18 protein-coding genes are annotated in these 26,171 nt (G+C 69.9%); 5 read left to right on the forward strand and 13 right to left on the reverse strand.

The annotated features are described in order from the left end of the window. Together D7X12_RS19805 and D7X12_RS19815 are read left to right on the forward strand one after the other, a co-directional pair. Positions 1 to 267 (forward strand): PfkB family carbohydrate kinase (locus D7X12_RS19805; RefSeq protein ID WP_244224657.1); only part of this gene is annotated, 267 nt, incomplete at its 5' end. 30 nt (positions 268 to 297) lie between these two features. Continuing rightward, positions 298 to 2,586 (forward strand): PTS fructose-like transporter subunit IIB, encoded by a 2,289-nt coding sequence (locus D7X12_RS19815; RefSeq protein WP_208719160.1) that lies wholly within the window; start codon positions 298 to 300, stop codon positions 2,584 to 2,586. An 11-nt stretch (positions 2,587 to 2,597) separates the two neighbouring features. Here the strand turns inward: D7X12_RS19815 and D7X12_RS19820 are convergent, their stop codons facing one another. Both D7X12_RS19820 and D7X12_RS19825 read right to left on the reverse strand, forming a co-directional pair. Next, positions 2,598 to 3,824, reverse strand: coding sequence for a GAF domain-containing sensor histidine kinase (locus D7X12_RS19820; RefSeq protein ID WP_120626843.1), 1,227 nt, complete (start codon positions 3,822 to 3,824; stop codon positions 2,598 to 2,600). 89 nt (positions 3,825 to 3,913) lie between these two features. Further along, positions 3,914 to 4,375: an acyl-CoA thioesterase gene (locus tag D7X12_RS19825; RefSeq protein WP_120626844.1), complete on the reverse strand. Its 462-nt coding sequence runs from the start codon at positions 4,373 to 4,375 to the stop codon at positions 3,914 to 3,916. A 166-nt stretch (positions 4,376 to 4,541) separates the two neighbouring features. Here D7X12_RS19825 and D7X12_RS19830 point away from each other — a divergent pair, with 166 nt between their 5' ends. Further along, entirely contained in the window at positions 4,542 to 6,371 is a 1,830-nt protein-coding gene (locus D7X12_RS19830; RefSeq protein WP_120626845.1) for a metallophosphoesterase, read from the forward strand. Between the two features lie 4 nt (positions 6,372 to 6,375). Here D7X12_RS19830 and D7X12_RS19835 read toward each other — a convergent pair whose 3' ends face one another. Then, positions 6,376 to 7,722: a DUF4032 domain-containing protein gene (locus D7X12_RS19835; protein ID WP_244224658.1), complete on the reverse strand. Its 1,347-nt coding sequence runs from the start codon at positions 7,720 to 7,722 to the stop codon at positions 6,376 to 6,378. 90 nt (positions 7,723 to 7,812) lie between these two features. Between D7X12_RS19835 and D7X12_RS19840 the strand changes: the two genes are divergently transcribed. Beyond that, a complete protein-coding gene (locus D7X12_RS19840) occupies positions 7,813 to 9,480 on the forward strand; it encodes an alpha-amylase family glycosyl hydrolase (protein WP_120626855.1) in 1,668 nt (555 codons plus the stop codon). Positions 9,481 to 9,488: 8 nt separating this feature from the next. Here D7X12_RS19840 and D7X12_RS42935 read toward each other — a convergent pair whose 3' ends face one another. The 9 genes from D7X12_RS42935 to D7X12_RS19880 form a co-directional block, all read right to left on the reverse strand. Then, positions 9,489 to 9,650 (reverse strand): hypothetical protein, encoded by a 162-nt coding sequence (locus D7X12_RS42935; RefSeq protein ID WP_158620079.1) that lies wholly within the window; start codon positions 9,648 to 9,650, stop codon positions 9,489 to 9,491. Positions 9,651 to 9,749: 99 nt separating this feature from the next. Further along, positions 9,750 to 10,883 (reverse strand): glucodextranase DOMON-like domain-containing protein, encoded by a 1,134-nt coding sequence (locus D7X12_RS19845; protein ID WP_158620080.1) that lies wholly within the window; start codon positions 10,881 to 10,883, stop codon positions 9,750 to 9,752. Positions 10,884 to 11,007: 124 nt separating this feature from the next. Continuing rightward, complete coding sequence (locus D7X12_RS19850; RefSeq protein WP_120626847.1) at positions 11,008 to 13,206, reverse strand: hypothetical protein; 2,199 nt, start codon at positions 13,204 to 13,206, stop codon at positions 11,008 to 11,010. 137 nt (positions 13,207 to 13,343) lie between these two features. Beyond that, a complete protein-coding gene (locus tag D7X12_RS19855) occupies positions 13,344 to 14,306 on the reverse strand; it encodes a glucodextranase DOMON-like domain-containing protein (protein WP_208719162.1) in 963 nt (320 codons plus the stop codon). A 44-nt stretch (positions 14,307 to 14,350) separates the two neighbouring features. Further along, positions 14,351 to 15,238, reverse strand: a complete 888-nt coding sequence (locus D7X12_RS19860) for a sugar ABC transporter permease (protein WP_120626848.1) — start codon at positions 15,236 to 15,238, stop codon at positions 14,351 to 14,353. Positions 15,239 to 15,240: 2 nt separating this feature from the next. After that, positions 15,241 to 17,289: a carbohydrate ABC transporter permease gene (locus D7X12_RS19865; RefSeq protein ID WP_120626849.1), complete on the reverse strand. Its 2,049-nt coding sequence runs from the start codon at positions 17,287 to 17,289 to the stop codon at positions 15,241 to 15,243. A 14-nt stretch (positions 17,290 to 17,303) separates the two neighbouring features. Continuing rightward, complete coding sequence (locus D7X12_RS19870; RefSeq protein WP_120626850.1) at positions 17,304 to 18,527, reverse strand: extracellular solute-binding protein; 1,224 nt, start codon at positions 18,525 to 18,527, stop codon at positions 17,304 to 17,306. Positions 18,528 to 18,544: 17 nt separating this feature from the next. Beyond that, entirely contained in the window at positions 18,545 to 19,639 is a 1,095-nt protein-coding gene (locus D7X12_RS19875) for an ABC transporter ATP-binding protein (protein ID WP_120626857.1), read from the reverse strand. An 82-nt stretch (positions 19,640 to 19,721) separates the two neighbouring features. Beyond that, entirely contained in the window at positions 19,722 to 21,290 is a 1,569-nt protein-coding gene (locus D7X12_RS19880; protein WP_120626851.1) for an alpha-amylase family glycosyl hydrolase, read from the reverse strand. A 476-nt stretch (positions 21,291 to 21,766) separates the two neighbouring features. Between D7X12_RS19880 and pulA the strand changes: the two genes are divergently transcribed. Next, on the forward strand, positions 21,767 to 25,102 hold the full coding sequence (gene pulA, locus D7X12_RS19885; RefSeq protein ID WP_244224659.1) for a pullulanase-type alpha-1,6-glucosidase: 3,336 nt from the start codon (positions 21,767 to 21,769) through the stop codon (positions 25,100 to 25,102). A gap of 78 nt (positions 25,103 to 25,180) precedes the next feature. On the opposite strand, the gene map is transcribed toward pulA, so the two are convergent. Further along, complete coding sequence (gene map / locus D7X12_RS19890) at positions 25,181 to 26,149, reverse strand: type I methionyl aminopeptidase (RefSeq protein ID WP_120626853.1); 969 nt, start codon at positions 26,147 to 26,149, stop codon at positions 25,181 to 25,183. Positions 26,150 to 26,171 lie beyond the last annotated feature (22 nt).

Genomic DNA, 26,171 nt, shown 5'->3' on the forward strand with positions numbered 1-26,171 from the left:
CCGCCAACACGCCCGCCACCAGCGCATCCCCCGCGCCCACCGTGCTCGCCACCGGTGGAGGTGGCGAGCACGGTGGGCGCGGGGGATGCGCTGGTGGCGGGCGTGTTGGCGGCGCGGCTGGATGGGAACGACCTGGAGACGTGCGCCCGGAGGGGCACGGCCTTCGCGGCGGGAAAGCTCGCGCGGGTGGGGCCGGTGCCGCCGACACCGGAGCGCGTGGCGGCATTGATGGGCGCGGTGCGGTTGCATCCGCTGGGCAACGCCTGAGACGACGGACACGACAAGGACACGACGACGATGGCGAAACTGGTGGCGGTCACCGCGTGTCCCACGGGCATCGCGCATACCTTCATGGCGGCGGAGGCGCTGCGCCGCGTGGCGGACCTCAAGGGGCACGACCTGACGGTGGAGACGCGCGGCGCGGAGGGCGTGCGCACGCCGCTGGAGGAGCAGGCGGTGGCGCAGGCGGACGCGGTCATCCTCGCGACGGACATCACCGTGGACGAGTCGCGCTTCCACGGCAAGCCGCTCGTCCGCACCTCCACGGCGGCGGCCATCCGGGACACCGAGCGCATCATCGACGAGGCCGTGGCCCGCGCCACCCTGCACCGCACGGCGGCCGCCACCGAGGCGGGAACGGCCACGCCCTCGGACGTTCGCTCGGGCACGGAGCCCCAGCACGGAGAGGCACCGCTGCCCCTCGCGGGAGCCTCGCAGTCCTCGGGCACGGCCTCCGGGCCGGCACGCACCCCAGCGCCCCTCGCGGGAGCAGCGCAGGCCCCCGGTCCAGCACGCACTCCTGCGCCCCTGGCGGGAGCGTCTCAGTCCTCGGATACGGACGGGCCGGCACGCACCCCGGCGCCCCTCGCGGCTCCGGGCGGCTTCTCAGGGCAGTCACGGCCCCCTGCCTCCCTCGCAGGAGCGCCACGCCAGACCGAGCAGGCTCAGGGCGGTTCCTCCGGGCCGGCACGCACCCCGGCGCCCCTCGCGGGAACGCAACGCCAGTCCGAGCCCTCACGGGCGCCCCTGTCCACGGCAGGAGCCTCACGCCGCGCCGAGCCCTCCACGGGGGTCTCCTTCCCACGGCCCCACGGGCTGTTGACCGACTCCTCGGGCCCGACGCGTTCGGACGCGGCCCTTGCCGGAACTCCGCGCCGCGCCGACCCCACCGGGGAGCCCCTGCGCACGCCTCCGTCCTCCACACCGGCCGGAACGCTGGTGGCCGTGACCGCGTGTCCCACGGGCATCGCGCACACCTTCATGGCGGCGGAGGCCCTCACGCGCGCGGCCCGAGCGAAGGGCTACGCCATCCGCGTGGAGACGCAGGGCTCCGTGGGCGCGAAGAACACGCTGACCCCGGAGGAGATCGCCCAGGCGGACGCGGTCATCATCGGCGCGGACACGCACGTCTCCACGGAGCGCTTCGCCGGCAAGCGCCTGCTCCAGACCTCCGTGGGTGAAGCGCTGAAGCAGGCGGACCGCGTGGTGGAGCAGGCGCTCGCGCTCCCCGAACCCGCGGACGCGGTTCGTCCCGCCGTCCTCCCCACCGGCGCGCGCGTGAAGGCAGAGCCCGCGGGCGCCTACAAGCACCTGCTCACGGGCGTGTCGTTCATGCTGCCCTTCGTGGTCGCGGGCGGCCTGCTGCTGGCGTTGTCGTTCGTCTTCGGCATCGACGCGTACAAGCAACCCGGCACGCTGCCCGCGGCGTTGAAGGGCATTGGTGATGCGGCGTTCGCGCTGATGGTGCCCGCGCTGGCGGGCTACCTGGCGTACTCCATCGCGGACCGTCCGGGGCTGGCGCCGGGCTTCATCGGGGGGATGCTGGCGCAGCAGCTCAACGCGGGCTTCCTCGGAGGCATCGCGGCGGGCTTCCTCGCGGGCTTCGTGGCGCGCACGCTGCGCGACCGGATCCGGCTGCCCAGGAACCTGGAGGGCCTGAAGCCGGTGCTCGTCATCCCGCTGCTCTCCGCGCTCATCGTCGGCCTGTTGATGACGTATGTGATTGGAGCGCCCGTGGCCGCGTTGATGGGCGCCCTCACGCGCTTCCTCACCGGCATGTCCGGAGCGAACGCGGTGCTGCTGGGGCTGCTGCTGGGCGCGATGGTGGCGTTCGACACGGGAGGCCCCATCAACAAGGCGGCCTATGCGTTCGCGGTGGGGCTCCTGGGCTCCAGCACCTTCACGCCGATGGCGGCGGTGATGGTGGCGGGCATGACGCCACCGCTGGGCCTGGCGCTGGCGACGGTGGTGGCGAAGAGCCGCTTCACGCTCCAGGAGCGCGAAGCGGGCAAGGCGGCGGCGGTGCTGGGGCTCGCGTTCATCACCGAGGGCGCCATCCCCTACGCGGCCCGGGACCCGCTGCGGGTCATCCCCTCCATCGTCTTCGGCTCCGCCGTCGCGGGAGCGGTGTCGATGGGCTTCGGCTGCGCGCTGAGGGCACCGCACGGAGGCGTCTTCGTGCTCGCCATCCCCAACGCGGTGGCGCCGCTGGGGCCCTACGTGCTGGCGCTCGTCGCGGGCACGCTGGCCACCACGCTCGCGCTCGTCGTGCTCAAGCGGCCCCTGCCCGTACCGCCGGCGCCCTGATCAAGGCCACGTCACCCGCGTGGCAGGTGCACCCGGAAGGTGGTGCCGGTCTCCGCCGTGGACACCACATCCACGTGGCCACCGTGCGCGCGGGCAATGTGGTTCACGATGAACAACCCCAGCCCCACGCTGCGGCGCTCGCTGCCCTCCGTGGTGCCCCGGGTCATCGGCTCGAAGAGGGACGGCATCAGTGACTCCGGGATGACCGCCCCCGCGTTCGTCACGCTCAGCACGACCTCCCGTGCCTCACCGCGCGCCTCCACGCGGATGTGCGACTGCGCCGGGCTGTACTGGACGGCGTTGGTGATGAGGTTCGTGAGCACCTGCGCGATGCGGTCCGGATCCCACGCCCCCTGCGCATCCCCGGTGCACTGCACGTCCAGCGCGCGGCCCTGTGCCGTGAGCTGCACCTCGTCCACCACCTGCTGCGTGAGTTCGTGCAGGTCCACGGGCTTCGGCTTCACCGGCAACACCATGCCCGTGCGCACGTGGGTGAAGTCCAGCAGGTCGAGGATGAGCCGGTTCGCCCGGTCCGACGAATCCAGGATGCGCCGCAGCCCCCGCCGCGCCCGGTCGTCCAGGTCCGTGCGCCGCATCAGCGTCGCCGCCGCCAGCGAGATGGCGTTGAGCGGGTTGCGCAGGTCGTGGCTCACGATGCCCATCAACTGCTCACGCAAGAGCGACGCCTCGCGGGCGCCCAGCAGCTGCGAGTCGCGCTCGCTCAGCGCCTCCTGCTGCTCCAGCTGATGGCCCACCAGGTCCCCCAGGTGGCGGAAGACCTCCAGCTTGTCCTCGCTGACGGACGCAGGCTTCGCGTCCACCGCGCACATCACGCCAAAGAACTCCCCGTTGCGCCGGTACAGCGGCACCGCGATGTAGCTCTCGACGCCATACATCTTCGGCGCGGGGTGGTCCTTGAAGCGGGGATCCTGACTCGCATGGTTGACGAGCAGCGGCCCCGCCATGTTCCGCACCGTGTTGCAGAACGTCGTGGCGACCTCCAGCGTGTCCCCGACGCGCAGCCCGAAGTTCATCTCGTCCAGCACCGCGCAGCACGTCCACGACTCCGGCGTCACGCGGGACACCACCGCCAGGCGCAGGCCCGTCGTCTGCGTCAGCACCTTCAACACCGTCTTCACCGCGTCGATGCGACCCACGGCCTCGACGTCGGATGCGACACTGGACGCGTTCGCGTCAGCAGGGCGGATGTGGGGATTGGCAGGGGGAGAGATGACCATGGGGCTTTCAGGACAGCACGAGAGGGACGCTTGAGCCGCCCCATTGGATTTCCAGGGCACGACAGACCCCGCTCGACAGCTCGCTGGGACTAACCGCCAGCCGGGCGCCCTTCCAGCTTCTCGATGGCCGCGCGAACCTCCGGGGGCACGGGGACCTTCTCGTGCGTCGCGTAGCGCAGCGTCACCACGATGGAGCCGCCCCGCGTGTAGATGACGCCATCGTCCGCGCCCGCGACCACGTGCTCGAAGGTGATGGAGGAGGTGCCCACCCGGGTGACGCGCGCTCCGGCCACCAGGTTCGCCGGGAACACCACGGGCCGCACATAGTCCGCGTGCGTGTTGGCCAGGATGGGGCCAATGCCCCCCACCGTCGTGTCCGCGCCCGCGGCGGACGGCCCCACCAGCCCCACGCGCGCCATGTACGCGATGCGCGCGGACTCGAACCAGGTGAACGTGCGGGCGTTGTTCACGTGCCCGTAGGCGTCCATCTCGCTCCAGTGCACGGGGAAGCTCACGACGACAGGGAAGGCCTTCAGGGGGGCGTCCGACATGGCCCCATGCTCGCAAAGCACCGTCCCGCCAGGGAACGGAAACCATGCCTGCCTGCTCTCCAGGAGTCCGTGGCGGACATGCTAAGCCAGGGGTGCATGGCTCTCCGGTCCGCCCTGGCACCGCCCCCTTCCCTGCCGTCCTCCTCCGTCATCCCGGGAGTCCGCGATGGCGGCTGAACCCACGAAGCCCTCCGGGGCCCGCCGTGACGACACGCCCGCGCCCTGGGATGACCCGGGCCCGCTGCCCTCGCCGCCGCACCTGGTGCGCGAGCGGGGCAGCGCCACCGCCACCAAGCCCCAGAAGCACGCGGACATGGTGCGCTGGCTGCATCCCACCCAGGTGCTGCGCACGGGCCTGGACGCGGTGGTGGCCACGGTGTTCGGCGCGCGGGCGGACCACCGGCTCATCGAAGCGGTGGTGCGGCCCCAAGCGCCCTTCTTCGACTACTCGGACGAGGCAGGCGCGGACGGCGACCTGTGGCTCGACTACGTCTCCGACATCGGCGACGGCTGGGACTCCACCTACGCGGTGGCGCGCCTGCTGGCGCTGCCGGAGCTGAAGCTGCCGGAGGAGGACGGCAAGACGGTCCACATCACGCCGCGCGGCCGGGTGCTGGTGTTCGGCGGCGACGAGGTCTACCCGGGCGCCAGCCGCGAAACCTACGAGGAGCGCACGGTGCAGCCCTACGAGGCCGCCATGCGCCGCTCGCAGGCGCCCCACCCGGACCTGTTCGTCATCCCCGGCAACCACGACTGGTACGACGGGCTGTCCGCCTTCATGCGGCTGTTCTGCGCGCAGCGCTGGGTGGCCGGCCGCCGCACGCGCCAGAGCCGCAGCTACTTCGCGCTGAAGCTGCCGCACGACTGGTGGCTCATCGGCACCGACGTGCAGCTCAACAGCGACATCGACGTGCCCCAGGTGGAGTACTTCCGCAACGTCGCCGAGCAGATGGGCCCCAACGACCGCGTCATCCTCTGCAACGCGGAGCCGGCGTGGATCCTCGCGGCGGCCTCGCGGCGCAACAAGGGCAGCTACCTGGAGAACAACCTGGAGTACCTGGAGGAGAAGGTGCTCGGGCGGCGCATCTGCGTGTTCCTCGCGGGAGACTTGCACCACTACCGCCGGCACGAGGACGACACCGGCCAGCACCGCATCACCGCGGGCGGCGGCGGCGCCTTCATGCACCCCACGCACGCGCCCGCGGCGCCCGTGCTGCGCGACGGCTCCACGCTGCGCAAGAGCTTCCCGGACGAGGCCACCTCGCGGAAGCTCGCGCGCAAGAACCTGCTGCTCATCCGCTACAGCCCGCTGTTCGGCCTCATCACCGGCCTCTGGTACCTGCTGCTCGCGCTCGCGGCCTACGCGGAGGTGGGCTCGCTGGGCCTGTCCCAACTGCCGCAGGTGGTGACGACGGTGGCCAACAACATGGTCAACCGGCCGTGGACGCTCATCCTCGGACTGGTGACAGTGGGCGGGCTCACGGGGCTCGCGGACGCGGCGCTCGGCAAATGGCGCGCGCTCCTGGGCGGGCTGCACGGGCTCGCGCACATCGCGGCGGCGTTCTGCGTCGCCTGGGGAGGCGTCTACTTCACGGTCAGCCACCTGGGCATCTGCCCGGTGCTGACGCCGGACGGCGCGCACTGCGCGGACGGGTGGATGCACCTGGCCGGCAAGTTCCTCTTCTCCTGCGGCCTCACCTTCGTGGGCGGCTTCCTCGTGGGCCCGTTCATCACCGGCCTCTACCTCTGGCTGTGCGTGAACTTCTTCGGCGCGCACTCCAACGAGGCCTTCGGGTCGCTCGCGCTGCCGGACTGGAAGAACTTCCTGCGCCTGCGCATCGGCAAGGACGGCGTACTGACCATCTACCCGGTGGGCCTGGAGCGCGTGCCGCGCAAGTGGAAGCCCACGGGCGCGGGGCCCCTCGCGCCCGCGTTCGACCCGGACGACCCGAAGGCCACCGAGCCGTTCCTCATCGAGCCGCCCATCCGCATCTGAGTCGTCACGTCACGGAGCGTGGAGGCAGGACGTCCGCGTCGGCCTCCAGCGCGGGCGCGAACTCCGAGGCTTCCTGCGCTGCCCGCGTCGCGTCCTCCACCAGCGGCGCGATGCCGGGCTGCTTGCGGCTGAGCGTCACGTAGTCCTGGAGCGCGGCGTCCAGGCCCACATCGCGCTTCGCGCGCTCGGACAGGAACCACTTGTGCTCCAACACCTGACAGTAGAGCTCCGCGGTGTCCGCCGCGCGTCCCAGGTCCTTCTGCAATTGGGACAGCGCGGGGTGGTAGCGCTCGTCCAGCCAGCGGAACGCGGCCACGCTCAGGGGCACGCTGCGGTCCAGCTTGCGCGTCAGCGTGGCCTTCATCTCCTGCATCTCGTTGAGCAGCAGGCTCGCCTGCCGCTCCTCCGCGACGATGCCGGTGAGCGTGTGGAGTTGGTGCCGGTGGTACTCGCGGTCCGTGACGATGGTGCGCATGCGCAGCTGGCTGCCCTGCGCGCTGGCCAGCAGCTCCACCTCGCCCACGGAGAAGCCCAGGTCGTTGAGCGTGCGGATCCGCTCGTGGATGCGGTAGCTCTCGTGCGGCTGGAGGATGAGCTCGCGGTTGATCTCCGCCCACAGTCGCTCATAGCGCTGGCGGATGCTGGTGGCCGTCTCCTGCCAGGCCTCCAGCTCCGCGGGCAGCTCCTCCGGCAGCTCCACGCGCGCGGCCAGGTCCGCGAGCCCGCCCGCGACGTTCTCCTCCATGATCTGCAGGTCCATCTCCCGCTGGCCGGGGGAGAGCTGCTCGTGCAGCTCGGAGGTCTCCGCGTCCACCGCGTACGCCTGCAGCTCGCCCGCGTCGCGGCGGAAGAGCACGTTGGACAGGGAGCAGTCGCCCCAGAAGAAGCCACCCAGGTGCAGCCGCACCAGCAGGCCCGCCATCGCGTCCAGGAGCCGCGAGCGGTAGCGCTCCAACCCCTGCTGCATGAACAGCGCGCGGTACGGCAGCGACGAGGCGAGGTACTGGGTGATGAGCATCGCGGGTCGGTCATCCGGCACGGAGTCGTGTCCGGCCTCCGTCTGGATGGCCAGGCCCACGGGGACCACCGACGGCAGCCGCCGGTCCTCCAGTCCGCGCAGCAGGTCGTACTCGCGCTGGGCCACGCGCGCGGGCGTCTCCTTGAAGGCGTAGATGGTGGCGCCGTAGCTGACGAACAGCACCACGTGCCGGGACAGGCCGCGTGGCACCTCCACCACGCGGGGTGAACGCTCCGACCACGCCTCCAGCGGCAGCTCCCACGGGAGGTCGAGGAAGTCCGGGTGTCCCTGACGGATGTGCAGGGAATGGAGGCGGCGCACGGGGTGGGACATGGCGGCCCCAAGCCTACTGTCCGGGTGGGCGCGCGGCACGCGGCGCGGACGCTGGCCGCCGTGGAACGTTCGCTGCTAGAGCTGGAGGTCATGCGTCCCCTCCGCGGCCTCTCCCTGTTCAGCGCGGCCCTGCTGTCGGCTTGCGCAAGCTCCTCGCCTCCGCCTCCCGTCCCTCCGCCTTCGCCGGGCAGCGTGACGCTCGCGCCGCCCGCGGGCGACGCGTGGTACCGGGGCGCCGTCTTCTACGAGGTGTTCGTCCGCAGCTTCCAGGACTCCAACGGCGACGGCGTGGGCGACCTGCCCGGGCTCATCTCGCGGCTGGACTACCTGAACGACGGCAACCCGGCGACGACGGATGACCTGGGCGTGGACGCGCTGTGGTTGATGCCGGTGTTCGCGTCGCCCAGCTACCACGGCTACGACGTGGTGGACTACGAGCGCATCCAGACCGCGTACGGCACGGCGGAGGACCTCCAGAAGCTGTGTGACGAAGCGCACCGCCGGGGCATGCGCGTCATCCTCGACTTCGTCATCAACCACACCAGCTCATCGCACCCGTGGTTCGTGGAGTCGGCGTCCTCACCGCGGTCGGCGAAGCGGGACTGGTATTCGTGGCGGGACACCAACCCGGCGTGGAAGCAGCCGTGGGACCTGGCCTACTCCACGACGGACACGTGGCACGAGCGCAACGGCGCGTACTACTACGGGGTCTTCTGGGGCGGGATGCCGGACCTGAACGTGCAGACGGTCGCGGTGCGCGAGGAGGTGAAGCGTCTGGCCACGCTGTGGCTCCAGCGCGGCGTGGACGGCTTCCGGCTGGACGCGGCCCGCTACCTCATCGAGACGGGCGGCGGCGCGGGACAGGCGGACACGGCGGAGACGCACGCGTTCTGGAAGGAGTTCTCCGCGCACGTGCGTTCGGTGAAGCCGGACGCGGTGCTGGTGGGAGAGAACTGGAGCGAGACGCCTTCGGTGGCGAAGTACTACGGCTCCACGGCGCAGGTGCCCGGAGGGGACGAGCTGCCGCTCAACTTCAACTTCCCCCTGTCCACCCGTGTGCTCGAGGGCATCAACGCGGGCAGCGGCGGGGGCGTGGCGACGAAGCTGTTGGAGATGCGCAACAACTACCCGGCGGGCGTGGCGGACGCGCCCTTCCTCACCAACCACGACATGGTGCGGGTGGCCACGCAGTTCTCCAACGACACGTCGAAGCTGGGGCTGGCGGCGGCGGTGCTGCTGACGTTGCCGGGCGCGCCGTTCCTCTACTACGGAGAGGAGGTCGGGCTGGGCAACGGCGCGGCCAACAACGACGAGTCCAAGCGCACGCCCATGCCGTGGACGGCCGCGGCGGGTGGCGGCTTCACCACCGGCACGCCGTGGTACGGCTTCGCGTCCGGGAGGGAGACGGCGAACGTGGAGACGCAGAAGGCGGCGCCGGGCTCGCTGCTGTCTCGCTACAAGGCGCTGCTCCGCGCGCGCCAGGGTTCGGAGGCGCTGCGCACCGGAGGCCTGCGCCTCTTCACGCCGACGACGGGCCCGTCCCCCACGCTCGCGTTCGTGCGCACGCTGGATGGCGAGCAGGTGCTGGTGGTGCACAACTTCTCCAACGCCCAGGTCTCCGTGGGGCCGCTCGAGGTGGAGGGCACGACGGCGGAGCCGCTGTTCACGGATACGGGCGTGTCGCAGCTCACCGGTGGCTCGGGCGCGTGGAAGACGAGCCTGCCCGCGCGCGGCACCGGCATCTGGCGGTTGCAGTAGGCGTCCCGTCAGACGACGGGCTGACGCCAGGAACGGGAGACGTAGCCGTCTCCCGCCTGGGCGAAGCGCCGCGCCAGTTCGGCCGCGCCACCGCGGCCCTGCTGGAGCAGCCACGCCAGCTCCGACGGCAGCAGCAACACCCCAACGGCCCAGCTCCGACACAGGGACATGGACGTCTCCGGTACACCCCGTCAGGGGCGGCCACGCCCCTCAAGGATGCGCGACGCCCCATCCTGACAGTGACCGGCCGTGAAACCGCGCGCTCAGGCTCAGCGCGACGGCGAAGCGCTGCCCGCATCCCCGGGCACGCTGGACGGAACAGGCGCAACCGCACCACCCGTCACCGGGGCCGCCGACGGAGCAGCCTCAGGCACACCCGCGTCCTCCACCGGCGCCACATCAGACACACCCGCATCCACCGTCGCCGCAGGAGCCGCAGGCACCACACGCCCCGACGGAACCACCGTGGACCACGCCGGCTTCGCGGGCCCCAGCACCGCCTCCTGCGAATCACCCGGCGGCACCAGCAGGTCCACCACCGGCGACTGCGAAGGGTCACCCTTGCGGCCCCCACCGAAGCGCTCGTTGAGCGGCTCCCCCGGCGCGATGGGCATTGCCATCAGCTTCGGCCCACCCTCGGTGACGCCGCCAAACACCCCACCCAATGACACGCGCCGGTCGATGGACGCCCCCGTCACCGCCACGCCGTAACCCCAGTCCTTCCGCGCGCGCTCGCCCAGGAAGCTGTCCGGCACCTGGAACATCACCGTGCGGCCGCTCACCTGGATGAGCGTGGGGAAGAACACCTGCGCTGAAAGCTCCGCCTCCGCCTTCGCGTTCAGCTCCGCCTCCACCTTGCCGCCAATGGGGCCCGTCTTCTGCTCGTACGCGCGCAGCGCCGCCTCGCGCCAGTGCTTGCGCAGCGTCTCGCGCGCCTCGTACGGCCGCGGCGTCAGCACCACCGCCTTCTCCCACGCGGAGTCCGGCGTCAGCGTGAGCTCCCGCCCCGGCAGCGTGTCCGTGCGCCCGGAGCCCGTCGCCCGGTCCGTGTCCACGTACAGGTCCACGTTGAACGTGTAGAAGCCGTGCCGCGCGCGGTCCGCCACCGTGGACCCGCCAATGTCCACCGCCTGCGCCCGCGACGGCTTCGAGATGGGGTGCGCGAACGTCACCTCGAACCGCGTCGCCCCGTCGTCCGCGAACGCCGCCACCGCCACCACGTCCAGGTCCCCGGGCCCCAGGTCCCCCCGGCGCGGGTAGACGAGCTCGCCGTCACCGTGGTCGTCCCCCGCCGGATCCTCCAGGCGGAACAGCAGCGAGTCCTCGTGCGTCCGGGCCCCCGAACACGCGGACAGGGTGGTGGCGAGCAGGAACGCGGACAGACCGCGGCGGCGCAGGAGCACGGGACACCTCGAGCACGAAGGGGACGACCTCCCGGAGGTGTACCGCGCGGTGCTCCAAACGCAAGGAGCCCGGAGTGCCTGTCGGCGCCCCGGGCTCCCAAGCTCCGTCATGCTTCGACGGGAACTAGAACTGCGCCTTCATGAACGCCTTGACGCGCATGTGGTCGAAGTTGCGCTCTTCCAGGCTGTTCCAGCCGCCGTTGCGGCCGCGGAAGCCGCGAGAGCCCACCGCGACGTTGTGGTCCGCGGCGGTGGTGTCGTCCGCGTACTGCACCACGAAGCCGTCACCGAAGTCGGGGCGGAAGGAACCGAAGGCGTACTGACCCTCCAGACCGAACTCCACGCCGGACAGGATGTAGCGCGCCTTCACCAGCACCTGGTTCTTGTTGTGCTTGCCGGACGCCATCTCGTGGTTGCCGTAGGCCTGGAACGCCGTGTTGCCGTCCAGCAGGTCCGCGAAGAACTTGGAGTAGCTGGCGGACAGGTACAGGTCGTCCGTGAACTGGTAGCCGGCGCCCGCCGTGAACGTCGTGTAGTCGAGCACGCGGTCGTCGTCGGCGATGTTGTCGAACGGCTTGAAGGCGTAGCCCGTCTCACCCTGGCTGTTCGTGATGACGTCCGGGTTCCTGTACAGATCGGAGGTGCTGTTGCCGGAGCCGTACGTCCTGATGAGACCGTTGTCGCACGCCACGCCGCCGCCGGCGCACGCGCCCTCCGCGAACGGCAGGAAGCGCGCGTCGTTCATGCGCTTGTCGTTCTCGTGGATGTACTTGAACTTGCCGAACACATCGATGCCCTTGAGCACGTCCACCACGTACTTCGCGCGCAGCGCGATGAGGTGCGTCTTCTTGTCCTGGAAGGGCTGGTAGGCCGTGCGGTAGTTGTGGCCCACGCCCGAATCCAGCTCCGTGCCCGGGTACTGGCTGTCGCCCAGCGGCCTGTCCTCGTTGCCGTACGCCTGCCAGTTGGTGTTGTAGGTGATGAAGGAATACTCACCCGCCACTTCCAGCGCGCTGTTCGTGTAGACCGGGTTCAGCGTCGCGCCCTTCCAGCCGATCGCCGTCTCCGCGAAGGGCTCGTCGAAGTCCGTGAAGTCGTTGTCCACGTTGATGGTCGCCACCTGCTGCGACTCGCTGGACCAGCCGCCGTAGCCGATGCGCGTGGGGTTGCCCTTGTAGCTGCCGTAGGAGGCATTGGACGGGCCCGGGAACGCGAAGCTGCCGTCGTGGCCTTCCGTCAGCAGCACGTCCGCCTCGCGGCGGCTGGCCATCACCGCCATGTAGTCCGCGCCGATGCTGAAGAGCTGGAAGTTCAGCGACAGGCCCACGTCGAGCGGGTCGTTCACGGACGCGTTCAGCATGTACGTCTGGTCCGTGTGGTGACCGGCCAGCACCGCGCTGTACCCACCGACGCCGAAGCTCTTCGGCGACAGGATGGGGTCCGCGTTGGAGTACGACGTGTACACGGCGCCGCGCACGTCCAGCCACGAGCCCATGTGCAGGCCGGCCTTCAGGCCGCCCACGCCGTTGCGGTAGCGCGGCGTCAGGTCACGCCCGTCATCCAGGTTCGTGTCCTCCGCGTTCACTTCCTGGTCGTTCGCGTACTGGAAGATGCCCCCCACGTCGAACATCTCCGTGGGCGTGTACTTCGCCTGGAAGCCGTAGGCCGCGTCGCGCGCGTGGAAGGCGCCCGTGCTGAAGTTCGGGCCGGCCCAGAGCCGGGGCAGCGAGATGCGCGCCGCGTCCCAGGTGATCTTCCGGTCCAGGTTGGAGCCCTGGATCATGATGGCCGCCGCGTTGTCGCGGTCGATGTAGCGCACCCGGCCGATGACGAACGGGTCGAACTGGCCCAGGTCCGTCGCGCCGATGAGCGCCGAGTCGATGAGGTAGCCCGGGCGCAGCGTCACCGACATGCCGCGCAGCTTGATGTACTGGTTGGAGCGCGGGTCGAACTCGCCGCAGTCGCCCGCGGTGCAGCCGGTCGGCGGGTTCTTGCCGCCGAAGCCGCCGAAGTTCGTCCAGAAGTTCTGGTTGAAGCGGCTGTGGATGCGGCCGTTGACCTCCACCTGCGGGGAGATCTTCGCGTTGAGCAACAGCTCCAGCTCCGTGCCGATGCCGTTGTCGCCGTAGCCCTCACCGGGCACCGTCGAGAAGTTGTAGAGCGCGCCCTGGTCCCGCTGGTTGCCCCAGAGGTACTTGGTATAGGTCGTGCCACCAATGGTGAGCTTGGGGCCGCTGTCCTGCGCCATGACCGTCCCGGGAATCAGGCCGGCCGCAACGGAGAGCACACACGCTCCCCGCACCACGTTCGTGCGAATCTTCATGATGTTCGGAAAACCCTTCTCGAAAACTTGAGTCAGAGGGGGGTCATCCCCTCTCCCGGGCCGCCACGGGTTCACCGCGGCAGCCCTCCCCGTGTTGCATCAAACCTGGAAACAGACCGTTTTTGAACAGTCGCCCACTACTTCGTGGGCGTAGCGGTCGTGGGCGCCGGCGTGGGCGCCACCGTCGTTCCAGCCGGAGCGGCCGGCGTGGGCACGGGCGCCGGAGCCGGGACGGGCGAAGCGGCCGGAGCCGGGGTCGCGGCGCGGGCCTCCGTGGTGGACGGACGGTTCGGGCCCACCATGCGCAGGGTGGCCTTCTTCTTGGACGTGCCGTCGGAGCCGCACTCGTAGGCGAGCATGTCGTACTGCGCCTTCGCCTCGGAGCCGTCGCCCTTGGCCTGGCCGGCCAGCACGTCAATCACGTGCGGGTCGCAGTTGAAGTCCGTGCCGCCGCCGAAGCGGTGCTGGCCCTCGTACTCGTTGACGCGACGCGTGAGCAGGTCGTTGTCCGCCGGGAAGCCCTCGTTGGACTGCATGACGACCTGGTAGCCCCACTGCGACGGATCACCCTCGCCCAGGTCCGCGTTCATCACGGTGGCGGTGATCTTGTTGCCGGAGGCGCGCACCTTGGTGGGCACCACGACGGCGCCCTTCATCGCGCCGGCCTTGTTGTTGGCCTCCGCGCGCACGCGCGAGGAGCCCTGCGGCGAGATGACGATGACCTTGTCCCAGGCGTCCGCGGCGTCGAACGCGATGTTCAGGCCCGGGGGGGAGTCCGTGAAGCCGCTGCCGACCTTGCGGTCGGTGTCGATGAAGACGAACACCTCCTGCACGGAGAAGCCGTCCGCCATCTTCCAGGGGTTCTCCAGCGAGCCCTTGATCTGGATGGTCAGGTCCGTCTTGTTGCCGCCCTTGTCCAGCGTGAAGCCGGTCAGGTCGAACGAGCCCGGCTTGTACACGGGGTCCGTCGGGTACACGTACTTGCCCGGGCCCTTGTCGTCGCCGGTGGGGTCCTTGAGGGACACCTTGTCGGCCGCCAGGGCGGGCACCGTCGCCAGCGAGGCGGCGAGCGTGAGGACTGCGATGCGGGGGTTGATCATGGGGGTGGCTCCTTGTGACGACAAAGGACTGCGAAGGACTGCGACTAACCCTTCACGCCGCCGGCGGTGAGCCCGGAGACGAGGTACTTCTGGAGGAACAGGAAGAGGAACACGACGGGCACCGACACGATGATGGAGCCCGCCGCGAAGTAGCCCCACTGCTGGCTGAACCCGCCCACGAAGAAGCGCAGGCCGACAGGCGCCGTGTACATCGTCTCCTGGTCCATGAACGTCGCGGCGAGGATGAACTCGTTCCACGCCGTCATGAAGCTGAAGAGCGCCGTCACCGCCACCGCGGGCTTGGCCAAAGGCAGGATGATGCTCCAGAAGATGCGCCCCACGGATGCGCCCTCAATCATCGCCGCCTCCTCCAGGTCCCGGGGGATGGTGTCGAAGTAGCCCTTGAGCATCCACACGCTGAACGGGATGGACGTGGTGGCGTACACGATGATGAGGCCCAGCCGGCTGCTGCCCAGGCCCAGCCACTGCACCAGGATGATGTAGAGCGGGATGAGCATCAGCGTGCCCGGGAACATCTGGGACACGAGGAACGCCATCATGCCCGCGCGCTGGCCGGGGAACTTGAAGCGGCTGAAGGCATACGCCGCGGTGCACGCCAGGAACACGCCCAGCACCGTGGTGCCAATGGAGACGATGGCGCTGTTGAGCATCCACTTCGCGAACGGTTGATCCGTCATCACCGACACGAAGTTGGACGACGAGAACTGCTCCGGCCACGGCGTCACCGCGCGCAGCCGGTCCCAGAAGGTGGGGTTCTCCGGCAGCGTGGCGATGGCCAGGCTCTGCTTGCCGGAGAAGGCCAGGCTCACCACCCAGAGGATGGGGTAGATGGTGAAGAGGGTGAAGGCCACCAGCACGACGTGCAGCGGCAGGTGGGAGACGCCTTCGCGACGTTCAGTGAAGAGCGCCATGGTTACGCGGCCTCCGTGGCGCGGCTCATGCGGTTCTGCACCACGCTGTACATCAGCAGGATGCCGAAGATGACGGTGGAGTACGCCGCCGCGTAGCCGTGGCGGTAGCGCTCGAAGGCGAACTTGTACGCCTGGGTGACGAGGATTTCGGTGGAGCCGCCGGGGTCGCCCGCCGTCACCAGGAAGATGATGTTGAACATGTTGAAGGTCCACACCACCGACAGGATGATGGCCGGCACCAGCGCGGGCTTCAGCGCGGGCAGCGTGATGGCCGTGAACTGCTGCCAGCGGTTGGCCCCGTCCACGCGCGCCGCTTCATACAGCTCCCCGGGGATGGACTGGAGCGCGCCCAGCGACACCACCATCATGAACGGGAAGGACAGCCAGCCGTTGGTGGCCAGCGCGGTGAAGAACGCCGTGAGGGGCGAATCGAACCACGCGATGCCCTCGCTGCCGAACATCCGGAAGACGTGGTTCACCACGCCGAACTGCTGGTGGAACATGCCCTTCCAGATGAGCGCGGTGATGTAGTTGGGCATCGCCCACGGCAGGATGAGCAGCACGCGGTAGATGGGGCGCAGGCGCAGGTTGGGCACGTTGAGCGCCAGCGCGAGCAGCAGGCCCACCGTCACGCCGATGGTCACGTTCGTCACCGTCCACACGATGGTGAACAGCAGCGTGTAGTAGAAGTTCAGGTAGTTGAAGACCAGCGAGCCGTCCGCCGCCGTCTTCGCGAAGCTGAAGTCCCCCAGGATGTCCGCGTAGTTCCTCAGGCCGATCCACAGCTCCGACAGCGGCTGGCTGCTGTTGTAGAGGTTGGCGTCGGTGAACGACAGCGTGATGCCGTAGGCGAAGGGGAAGAAGACGAGCAGCACCATCCCCACCATCGCCGGCAGTACGTAGGCGTACGCCTGCCGGAACTCCACCGCCGTCGCCACCGCGCGGTGCAGCGCGCCCAGGCCGATGAAGAGCAGCACCGCCAGCCCCAGCACCCCCAGCGCGCCCAGCGCCTTGCCCGCCTCGCCGCGCACCTGCGCGCCGCGAGCCGCGAGCTTGCCCGCGTCCGGCACGCCCGCGTCCGTCAGCTGCCCCAGCGGGCGGCGCATCGCGTCCGCGTCCCACGCGCCGGGCTTCAGCGCGGGCTCCGCCGTCAGGCTGTTCGCGGCCAGCAGGGCCTGGGCCTTCTCACCGCGCGTGCGCAGCTCCGCGCTCACGGCCTCTTCGGTCTCCCGCAGTTCGGCGTCCAGCGCGCGCAGCGAGTAGACGGTGTAGCCGCCCAGCCCCGCCACGAACAGCACCGCCGCCACCGCCACGCGCGCGCCCTGGCGCGACAGCGCGAACACCGCCGCCGCGCACGCCGCGAGCGGCAACAGGAAGGCCAGCAGCACCGGGCCCCAGGAAGGCGCCTCCGCCTCCGTGAGCACCGGCGTGAACCACTCCACCGCCCCCACCACCTGCCCGTCCAGCTCCACCGGCGCGGACAAGAGCCGGCCGCCGCTGGGCAGCGTCTGCGACTCCACCTCCGACTTGCGCGCGCTGCCCTCCTCGCGGTTCGTCTCCACCGCGGCGCGCAGGCGCTGGCCGCGGTCGTACAGCGGCTTCTCCTCGCGCGACAGCCGGCGCGGGGCCGCCTTGTCGCCGGTGTCCTCCGGGAAGGTGGACGCCTCCAGCCGGATGCCACTGAAGGCGATGACGCGCGCGGCGCCGCCCTCCGCCCGGGGCCAGCCTGAGACCACGGCGCGCACCGCGTCGCCGGTGCCCCCCGCGCGCTGCACCAGGTCCGTCAGGCCCAGCAGGGCCACCACGGACTTGCGCTGCGCACGCTCGGCGCCGCGCTCCTCCTGGGCGCGCGCGAGCAGGCCGTGCGCCAGGAGCAGGGTCACGGCCAGCGCGAGCGCCAGGCCCACCAGCACACGCCCCCAGTGTCCCCGTCCGGAACGGCCCGAGGGCCCCGACGAAGAGGGGGCCGTCGCGTCGCCGCTCGGGGAGGTGCGCGCCGTCACGGAGGTGACGGGCGCGGAAGGGGGCTGCACGGGGGCGTTCTGGCTCACTTCGAGGTCCTCACTTACTTCTTGCGCAGGCCGGCGACGTCCTTCGCCACGCTCTTCTGGGCCACGTCCAGCGCCGCCTTCGGCGTGGCCGCGTTCTTGAGCACGGAGTTCATCGCGGAGGTCGCGGGGGTCCAGACCATGGACATCTCCGCGAGGTTGGGCATGGGCACCGCGACGTCCACCTGCTCCTTCATCGCCTTGAGCAGCGGATCCGCGGCCACCTTCGCGTCGGAGTACACCGCCTGGTTCGCCGGGCTCTGACGGCCCTCCAGCGCCAGCGTCTTGCCGGGGCCCACGTCGGTGAGGAACTTCGCGAAGTCGTACGCCGCTTCCTTGTTCTTCGACGGAGCGGCCACGTACACGCCCTCCACCGTCATCCAGGGCTTCATCGGCGTGCCCTTGTTCTCATCCAGCGTGGGCAGCTTCGCGAGGCCGTAGTCCACGTTCTTGGCGATCTCCCCCAGGAACCAGGGGCCGGAGAACACCATCGCGGTCTTGCCCTCGTTGAAGAGCGAGGTGATGAGCGCGCTGGAGGGCTCCGCCGGCAGGATGCCGTCCTTCTTCCACTTGAGCACCTGCTCCACCGACTTCACGTTGGCGGGCGAGTTCATCGTGGGGTTCGTCTTCGCGTCGAACACGCCGCCGCCGAAGCCGTTCATCACCGCCGCGTGGTAGTAGAAGTCGCCGTACGGGTACGCGAGCCCGAAGCGGCCGGCCTTCGCGTCGGAGAGCTTCTTCGCCATCGTCACCAGCTCACCGGACGTCTTGGGCGGCGTGGGGACCAGCTTCTTGTTGTAGATGAGCGTGACGACCTTGTAGTTCAGCGGCAGGCCGTACACGGTGCCCCGGTACGTCATCGCCTCCATCGTCGTCGGGATGAAGCGCTTCTTCGTCGCGTCATCCAGGAAGAAGTCGATGGGCTCCACCGTGTTGCCCGCTTCAATCCAGCCGCCCAGGCGGTCCTGCGCGAAGATGAAGAGGTCCGGGCCCTTGCCGCGCGGCACCGTGGCGGAGATTTTATCCGCGTAGGCGTCGTAGGGCACCGCCAGCGTGGTGACCTTGATGCCCTTGGCCTCGTTGGCCTTGTTGTACTCGGCGACCACCTTCTCCAGCGCGGTCTTCTCCTCCGCGCGGTAGGCGTGCCAGAGCACCAGCTCCGTGGCGGCGAAGGACGGGACGGGCAACAGGCCGACTGCGCACAGACAGAGGGCCGCGAGCAACGTTCGCAGGTTCGTCATGAAATGCCTCCGGGATATCAAACGGACAGACGCAGTTCGGATTCAGCGTCGAAGAGGTGCAGGGACTCCAGCTCCACGGACACCGGCACCTTCGTGCCCGGCTCGGGGGTGGACTGGGGCGGCAGGCGGAAGACCAGCGGGTTGTCTCCCAGGCGGGCGTGCACGATGAGCTCGTTGCCCAGCGGCTCCACCAGCTCCACCAGGGCCTCCACCTGGGCCGTCTCACCGCGCGCCGTGGCGCCCGCGGGCAGGATGGTGTCCGGGCGGATGCCGAACTTCACCTTGCGTCCGCCCTTGCCCGCCGTCGCCGCGCGCAGCGTGCGCGCCACGGGCAGGTGGAAGCCTTCGCCCACCAGCGCGGCGCCGTCCGCGTCCAGCGTGGCGGAGAGCATGTTGATGGGCGGCGTGCCGATGAACTGCGCCACGAAGACGTTGACCGGCTTCTCGTACACCTCCAGCGGGGTGCCCAGCTGCTGGAGCTTGCCGTCCTTCATCACCGCGATGCGGTGGCCCATGGTCATCGCTTCGATCTGGTCGTGCGTGACGTAGACGGACGTGACCTGGAGCCGGTGCTGGAGCTTCTTGATCTCCGAGCGCATCTGCACGCGCAGCTTCGCGTCCAGGTTGGACAGGGGCTCGTCGAAGAGGAACACCGCCGGCTTGCGCACGATGGCGCGCCCCAGGGCCACGCGCTGGCGCTGGCCGCCGGACAGCGCCTTGGGCTTGCGGTCCAGGAGGTGCGTGATGCCCAAAATCTCCGCCGCCTCGTCCACCAGCTTGTCCATCTCCGGCTTGGGCGTCTTGCGGATCTTGAGGCCGAACTCCAGGTTCTGCCGCACGGTCATGTGCGGATAGAGCGCGTAGTTCTGGAACACCATGGAGACGTCCCGGTCCTTCGGCGGCAGCGCGTTCACCGCGCGCGGGCCAATGGAGATGGTGCCCCCCGAAATCTCCTCCAGGCCGGCGATCATCCGGAGCGCCGTGGACTTGCCGCAACCCGACGGCCCCACGAGGACCATGAACTCATGGTCGCGGATATCGAGGTTGAGCCCCTCGATGACCGACACGTCCCCGTACCGCTTCGCCACGTCCTTGAACGACACGCCGGCCATCAGGCCCTCCAACAAGAGCCCCGCTCGCGCCGACGACAACAGCAGCACGTCCGGGTCAGGTTCTGCGCGCCCTGCGGATGCTTCACTGCACGCGTCCGAGGATGCGCGCGGACAGCGGCTCCAGCGCCAGGTCCAGCGTGGCGCCCGCCTTCGTCCGCCCTCCGTTCAGCAGGTCCTCCACCTCCGCGACGCCCGTCCACCCCTCCGGCCACGGCACCGACGCCGTCCCCCGCGTCTTGCCCCGGTTCACCGCCACCACCACCGTGTCACCCGAAGCCGCGTCCCTGCGCTGGAAGACATAGACGTCCCCCTCGGTGGACAGCGCGTCGTGCGCACCGCGCGACAGGGACGGGTGGGCCCGGCGGATGGAGATGAGGCGCTTGTAATACTCGCGCAGGGCCTCGTCGCGTTTCTTTCCCGCGCCCGGCTTCACCGGCTGCTTGCCCCACGGCATGTCGCTGCGGTTCTGCGGCCAGTCCCCGCCCGCCCGGCCTACTTCCTCGCCGTAGTAGATGACGGGGATGCCGGTGGTGGTGAGCTGCAGCGCGGCGGCCAGCCGGAAGAGCGACACGTCGCCCTTCAACTGGTGCAGCGCCCCGTCCACGTCGTGCGACGACAGGAAGTGCGCCAGGTGGTGGCCCGGCGTCACCTTCCCGCGTGACTGGAGGTAGCGATCAAACGCCACCGCGCGGCCCCGGCCCTGCAGGAAGGCGAGCGTGTTGCCCTGGAAGGCGAAGTCGAACCCGGCGTCCATCTCATCCGGGGTGAAGTACGGCGCCAGCGACTCCACGTCGCCGCCCCACAGCTCGCCCAGGAGGAAGAAGTCAGCGCCCACCTCCGCGCGCGTGCGGCGGCGGTGCTCCTTCCAGAAGTCATGTGAAACATGTTTCACGGTGTCCAACCGGAAGCCGTCCACGCCCGTGCGCTTCGCCCAGTCCAGCTGCGCGTCCAGGAGGTACTTCGCCACCTCCGGCACTTCCGTCTTGAAGTCGGGCAGGCCCGCCACGCAGGAGGTCAGGTCGTCCTGGCCGCAGGTGCCCTTGTCCTCGGAGCGCAGCCAGTCCGGCTTCTCCTTCAGGTAGCGCGAGTTGTAGCCCGGGTGGTTGTAGACGACGTCCAGCAGCACGCGGATGCCGCGCGTGTGCGCCGCGTCCACCAGCGCCTTGAAGTCCGCCTCCGTGCCGAAGCGCGGATCCAACGCGTGGAAGTCGTCCGCCCAGTAGCCGTGGTAGCCCCAGTCCGGGAAGCCGGAGCCGGTGACGAAGCCGGGGATCTGCTTGAGCAGCGGCGTCACCCACAGCGCCGTCACGCCCAGCGACGACAGCTCGTCCAGCTTCGCGGTGAGCCCCTTCAGGTCCCCGCCGTGGAAGGTGCCGGGGGCCTTGAGGTCGCCCTTCTCGTTGTTCGTCGGGTCGCCGTCCGCGAACCGGTCCACCACCACGAAGTACAGCACCTCGTCCGCCCAGGGCCGCGCGGGCTCCTTCTTGGACGCGGGCGCGGGCGCCGGCTCGGGGGCGGCGGCGACGGGCGCCGCCGGGGCCGGAGCGGTCACGGCGGGCTGCGTCGTCGCGGCCTCCGTCGCGGGTCGGGTCGGCGTCTCCGGGGCCGTGGCGCACCCCGCCAGACACAGGGCGAGGAGGCCCTGGAGCATCCGACCCCGGTGGGAGGCAGCGTTGGATTGTGGGCGGGGGAGACGTAGGGACATCTGGGCGCGGCACTGTAGCCAACAGATTGAAGAGGGGTGAAGGCCCCTTGGAACAATCGGCTGATGCCGCAACGCGCCATCTGTCAGATGTCTTCCGTTGCACACCCGTTTGACGCAAGGCGCGGGTCACTTCGACGGAGCGCGTAAGTCCTGCCGCACCGCGTCCCGCTTGAAGCCCCCCGGGTGGCCGTCGGTGGTCGTCCCGGACCCGACGCCACAGGGTGGATTGCGGGGTCTGCGGGGTACCCGCCCACCGGTCCGCGGGTGACAGGGCCGGCTGCTAGCGTGCGCGAAAATTTTCACCCCCCTGGAGGTTTCCCCTGAGAGTCCCCATCCCCTTCTCCCGCGCGGTGCGCGCGCTCGCGTTCGGCGGGCTGTTCACCGCGCTGGTTCCCCTTTCCTCGCTGGCGGCACCGACGTCGGTGACAGTCATTGGCGATCTGCAGAGCGAGGCCGGCTGCGCCGCGGACCTTGACCCCACCTGCGCGCAGACGGCGCTGGCGTACGACGCGGCGGATGACGTCTGGCAGGGTTCGTTCAACGTGCCGGCCGGCACGTGGCGCTTCAAGGTCGCGCTGGACGGCTCGCTGTCGCAGACGCAGGGCGGCCCCGGCGGCGCGGACATCGTGCTGACGCAGGCCACCACGGGCGCGGTGAAGTTCTACTTCGACGCGAAGACGGCGTACGTGACGAGCAACCGCTCCGGCACCATCGCGACGGTCGCAGGCAGCTTCCAGAGCGAGCTGGGCTGCCCGGGTGACTGGCAGCCGGACTGCCTGCGCTCGATGATGCAGGACCCGGACGGCGACGGCATCTATGCCTTCACCACCAAGGCGCTGCCGAAGGGCAACTACGAGTGCAAGGTCGCGCTCGACGAGGGCTGGGCCACGTCGTACCCGGGCGGCAACGCCGCGTTCGCGGTGACGGAGGACAACCAGGAGATGGTGATCACGTTCGACTCCGGCGCGTCCAAGAAGGTGACCATCCGCGCCGCGGGAGCTCCGGCCGGAAACCTGCTGTTGGCGCGCGCGCACTGGGTGGCGCGCGACACGCTGGTGTGGAGCCCGGAGGTCGCGGTGCCCGCGGGCACGGTGTTCAAGCTGCACACGGACCCCACGGGCGCGATGACGCTCGCGGGCACGGGCGTGCAGGGCGGTACCGCGGTGACTCTGACGGTGGACGCCGCGGGGCTCACCGCCGCGCAGCAGGCGCGCTTCCCGCACCTGGTGGGCCGGCCGGTGCTGAAGCTGTCGGAGGCGGATGCGGCGAACGCGGCTGCGTGGCTCAAGGGCCAGGTGGTGCTGTCCGCGACGAACGCGGAGGGCACGCCGCTGGACGCCACGAGCGCGCAGTTCGCGGGCGTGCTGGATGAGCTGTCCACGTACGACGGCGCGCTCGGCGTGTCGTTTGAAGCGGGCATCCCCACGCTGCGCGTCTGGGCGCCCACGGCGAAGCAGGTGAACCTGCTGCTGTTCGCGGACGCCACCCCCACGGCGGCCTTCACCCGCGTGCCCATGGTGGCCGGGGCGAAGGGCGTGTGGAGCGCGACGGGCGACGCGACGTGGAAGAGCCGCTTCTACCTGTACGAGGCGGAGGTCTACGTGCGCAAGGAGGGGAAGGTGGTCACCAACCGCGTCACCGACCCGTACTCGGTGGCCCTCTCCACCAACAGCGAGCGCAGCCAGATCGTGGACCTGGCGGACCCCACGCTCGCGCCCCAGGGCTGGAGCACGCTGAAGAAGCCCGCGCTGGAGGCCCCCGAGGACATCGTCCTCTACGAGCTGCACGTGCGCGACTTCAGCATCAACGACGCGACGGTGCCGCAGAACGAGCGCGGCACGTTCAAGGCGTTCGCGCGGGAGTCGGACGGCACCAAGCACCTGACGCGGCTGGCGAAGGCGGGCCTGACGCACGTGCACCTGCTGCCGGTGTTCGACATCGCGACCATCAACGAGGACCGCGCCGGGCAGCAGCAGCCCGCGGGCGACCTGGTGTCGCTGCCGCCGGACTCCGACCAGCAGCAGGCGGCGGTGAAGGCCGTGGCGGACCTGGACGGCTTCAACTGGGGCTATGACCCGTACCACTACACGGTGCCGGAGGGCAGCTACGCCACGCAGGCGGAAGGCCCCACGCGCACGGTGGAGTTCCGGGAGATGGTGCAGTCGCTCAACCAGCGCGGCCTGCGCGTGGTGATGGACGTGGTCTACAACCACACCAACTCCTCGGGCCAGGACGCCAAGAGCGTGCTGGACCGCATCGTCCCCGGCTACTACCACCGCCTCAACGACGACGGGAACGTGGAGACGAGCACCTGCTGCCAGAACACCGCGTCCGAGAACGCGATGATGGAGAAGCTGCTCATCGACTCCGTGGTGACGTGGGCCACGGCCTACAAGGTGGACGGCTTCCGCTTCGACCTGATGGGGCACCACCTGAAGTCCAACATGGTCAAGCTGCGCGCCACGCTGGACGCGCTCACCGTGGCGAAGGACGGCGTGGACGGCAAGGCCATCTACGTCTACGGCGAGGGCTGGGACTTCGGCGAGGTGGCGAACAACGCGCGCGGCACCAACGCCACGCAGCTCAACATGGCGGGCACGGGCATTGGCACGTTCAACGACCGCCTGCGCGACGGCGCCCGCGGCGGTGGCCCCTTCAGCGGCCTGCAGGAGCAGGGCTTCATCACCGGCCTGCTGTCGGATCCGAACAGCACGGACCAGGGCACGGAAGCGGCGCAGAAGGAGAAGCTGCTCACCTACGGTGATTGGATCCGCGTGGGCCTGACGGGCAACCTGAAGGACTACGTGCTCCAGGACCGCACGGGCGCGGAGGTGAAGGGCTCACAGGTCCTCTACAACGGTGGGGCGCCCGCGGGCTACACCACGGATCCGCAGGAGGTCATCACCTACGTCTCCGCGCACGACAACGAGACGCTGTTCGACGCGGTGCAGTTGAAGGCGCGGCGCGACCTGCCCCTGGACGAGCGCGTGCGGATGAACAACCTGGGCATCGCCCTCGTGGCGCTGGGCCAGGGCATCCCGTTCTTCCACGCGGGTGATGAGCTCTTGCGCTCCAAGTCGCTGGACCGCAACAGCTTCAACTCCGGGGACTGGTTCAACAAGATGGATTGGACGTACCAGTCCAACAACTGGGGCGTGGGCCTGCCCCCGGCCCCGGAGAACACCGCCAACTGGCCGCTCTTCGGGCCGCTGCTGGCGGACGTGGCGCTGAAGCCGGTGTCGGTGAACATCGTGCGCGCGCGCGACCACTTCGAGGAGATGCTGACCGTCCGCAAGAGCAGCCGGCTGTTCCGGCTGCGCACGGGCGACGAGGTGATGGAACACGTGCGGTTCCTGAACACCGGCCCGGATCAGATCCCCGGCCTCATCGTGATGGCCATGCAGGAGCACGGCACGAACGCGGAGGGCAAGCGCGCCGTCGTGCTGTTCAACGGCACGGATGACGCGCAGACGTTCAAGGCGGCCGGGTACGAGTCGGTGAAGCTCAAGCTGCACCCGGTGCTGAAGGACTCCACCGACCCCGTGGTGCGCCAGTCCTCGTACGACCGGAACGCGGGCAGCTTCACGGTGCCGGCGCGCACCACCGCGGTGTTCGTCACCGACGACGCCCTGGACCCGGACGAAGGTGACGAGGGCGACGGCTGCGGCTGCCGCAGCACCAACCCCGGTCCCATGGGCGCCATGAGCCTGCTGCTCGCGGTGGGCCTGATGCTGAAGCTGCGCCGTCGTCGGGCGTAGCCGAAGGGCTGGAATGAAGCGGGCCCCGGACGCACAGCAGCGCGTCCGGGGCCCGTGATGTTTCAAGGGGCGGCAGGTCTACGGCAGGGTGAGGATCTCCGCGCCCGTGTCGGTGACGAGCAGGGTGTGCTCGAACTGGGCGCTGCGCATGCCGTCCGCGGTGACGACGGTCCACTCGTCGTTCCACGTCCGGTGGTCCCAGTGGCCCTGGTTGATCATCGGCTCCACGGTGAAGATCATCCCGGGCTGCATGACGGTGTCGGCCTCGGGCTCGTAGTAGTGGGGCACCTGGAGCGCGGTGTGGAAGGTCTCACCGATGCCGTGGCCGCAGTAGGCGCGCACGACGCTGGTGCCGTTCTTGACGGCGTGGGCCTCCACCGCGCGGCCAATGTCGCTGATGGGGCGGCCGGGCTTCACGGCGGCGATGCCCACGTCCAGGCACTCGCGGGCAATCTGCACCAGGCGCTGGTGCTGCGGCTCCACGTTGCCCACCAGGTACGTGGCGGAGCAGTCGCCGTGGACGCCATCCAGGTAGATGGTGATGTCCAGGTTGACGATGTCGCCGTCCTCCAGCGCGCGGCTGTCCGGGATGCCGTGACAGATGACCTCGTTGACGGAGGTGCAGAGCGACTTGGGGAAGCGGTGGTAGTTGAGGGTGCTGGGGTAGCCGCCGCGCTTGAGGTAGGCCTCGTGTGCGATGGCGTCCAGCTCATCCGTGGTGATGCCCACGCGCACGTGCTGGGCGGTCTCCACCAGCACCTGGGCCGCGGCCTGACAGGCGCGGCGCATGCGGGCGATGACGTCCGGCGACTTCACGTCCGACTCGTTCCGGGAGCGCGACGGCCGGCCGCCCACGGAGTCCGCGTATTCGGGCCGGGCGATGGTCATGGGCACGACGCGCCGGGGGCTGACGATGCCCGGGCGCAGGCCCTTGCGGACGTTGAGGTCGGTGCCCTTCTTGCGCGCCTCCACGGTGTCCGCGCCGCGGTGGCACTTCTTGTACTTGGAGCCGCTGCCGCACCAGCAGACGTCATTGGGTCCGGGCAGGACGGAGGGGGCGGTTCGGGGG

The organism is Corallococcus sicarius (genome assembly GCF_003611735.1).
Classification (GTDB): Bacteria; Myxococcota; Myxococcia; order Myxococcales; family Myxococcaceae; genus Corallococcus; species Corallococcus sicarius.

Coding starts and splice junctions, on each gene's coding strand:
- D7X12_RS19860 (WP_120626848.1), bottom strand. CDS start 15,238: ATGGCGCTCTTCACTGAACGTCGCGAAGGCGTCTCCCACCTGCCGCTG.
- D7X12_RS19855 (WP_208719162.1), bottom strand. CDS start 14,306: ATGATCAACCCCCGCATCGCAGTCCTCACGCTCGCCGCCTCGCTGGCG.
- D7X12_RS42935 (WP_158620079.1), bottom strand. CDS start 9,650: ATGTCCCTGTGTCGGAGCTGGGCCGTTGGGGTGTTGCTGCTGCCGTCG.
- D7X12_RS19870 (WP_120626850.1), bottom strand. CDS start 18,527: ATGACGAACCTGCGAACGTTGCTCGCGGCCCTCTGTCTGTGCGCAGTC.
- D7X12_RS19820 (WP_120626843.1), bottom strand. CDS start 3,824: ATGGTCATCTCTCCCCCTGCCAATCCCCACATCCGCCCTGCTGACGCG.
- D7X12_RS19880 (WP_120626851.1), bottom strand. CDS start 21,290: ATGCTCCAGGGCCTCCTCGCCCTGTGTCTGGCGGGGTGCGCCACGGCC.
- D7X12_RS19835 (WP_244224658.1), bottom strand. CDS start 7,722: ATGTCCCACCCCGTGCGCCGCCTCCATTCCCTGCACATCCGTCAGGGA.
- D7X12_RS19840 (WP_120626855.1), top strand. CDS start 7,813: ATGCGTCCCCTCCGCGGCCTCTCCCTGTTCAGCGCGGCCCTGCTGTCG.
- D7X12_RS19815 (WP_208719160.1), top strand. CDS start 298: ATGGCGAAACTGGTGGCGGTCACCGCGTGTCCCACGGGCATCGCGCAT.
- D7X12_RS19825 (WP_120626844.1), bottom strand. CDS start 4,375: ATGTCGGACGCCCCCCTGAAGGCCTTCCCTGTCGTCGTGAGCTTCCCC.
- D7X12_RS19830 (WP_120626845.1), top strand. CDS start 4,542: ATGGCGGCTGAACCCACGAAGCCCTCCGGGGCCCGCCGTGACGACACG.
- D7X12_RS19850 (WP_120626847.1), bottom strand. CDS start 13,206: ATGAAGATTCGCACGAACGTGGTGCGGGGAGCGTGTGTGCTCTCCGTT.
- D7X12_RS19875 (WP_120626857.1), bottom strand. CDS start 19,639: ATGGCCGGCGTGTCGTTCAAGGACGTGGCGAAGCGGTACGGGGACGTG.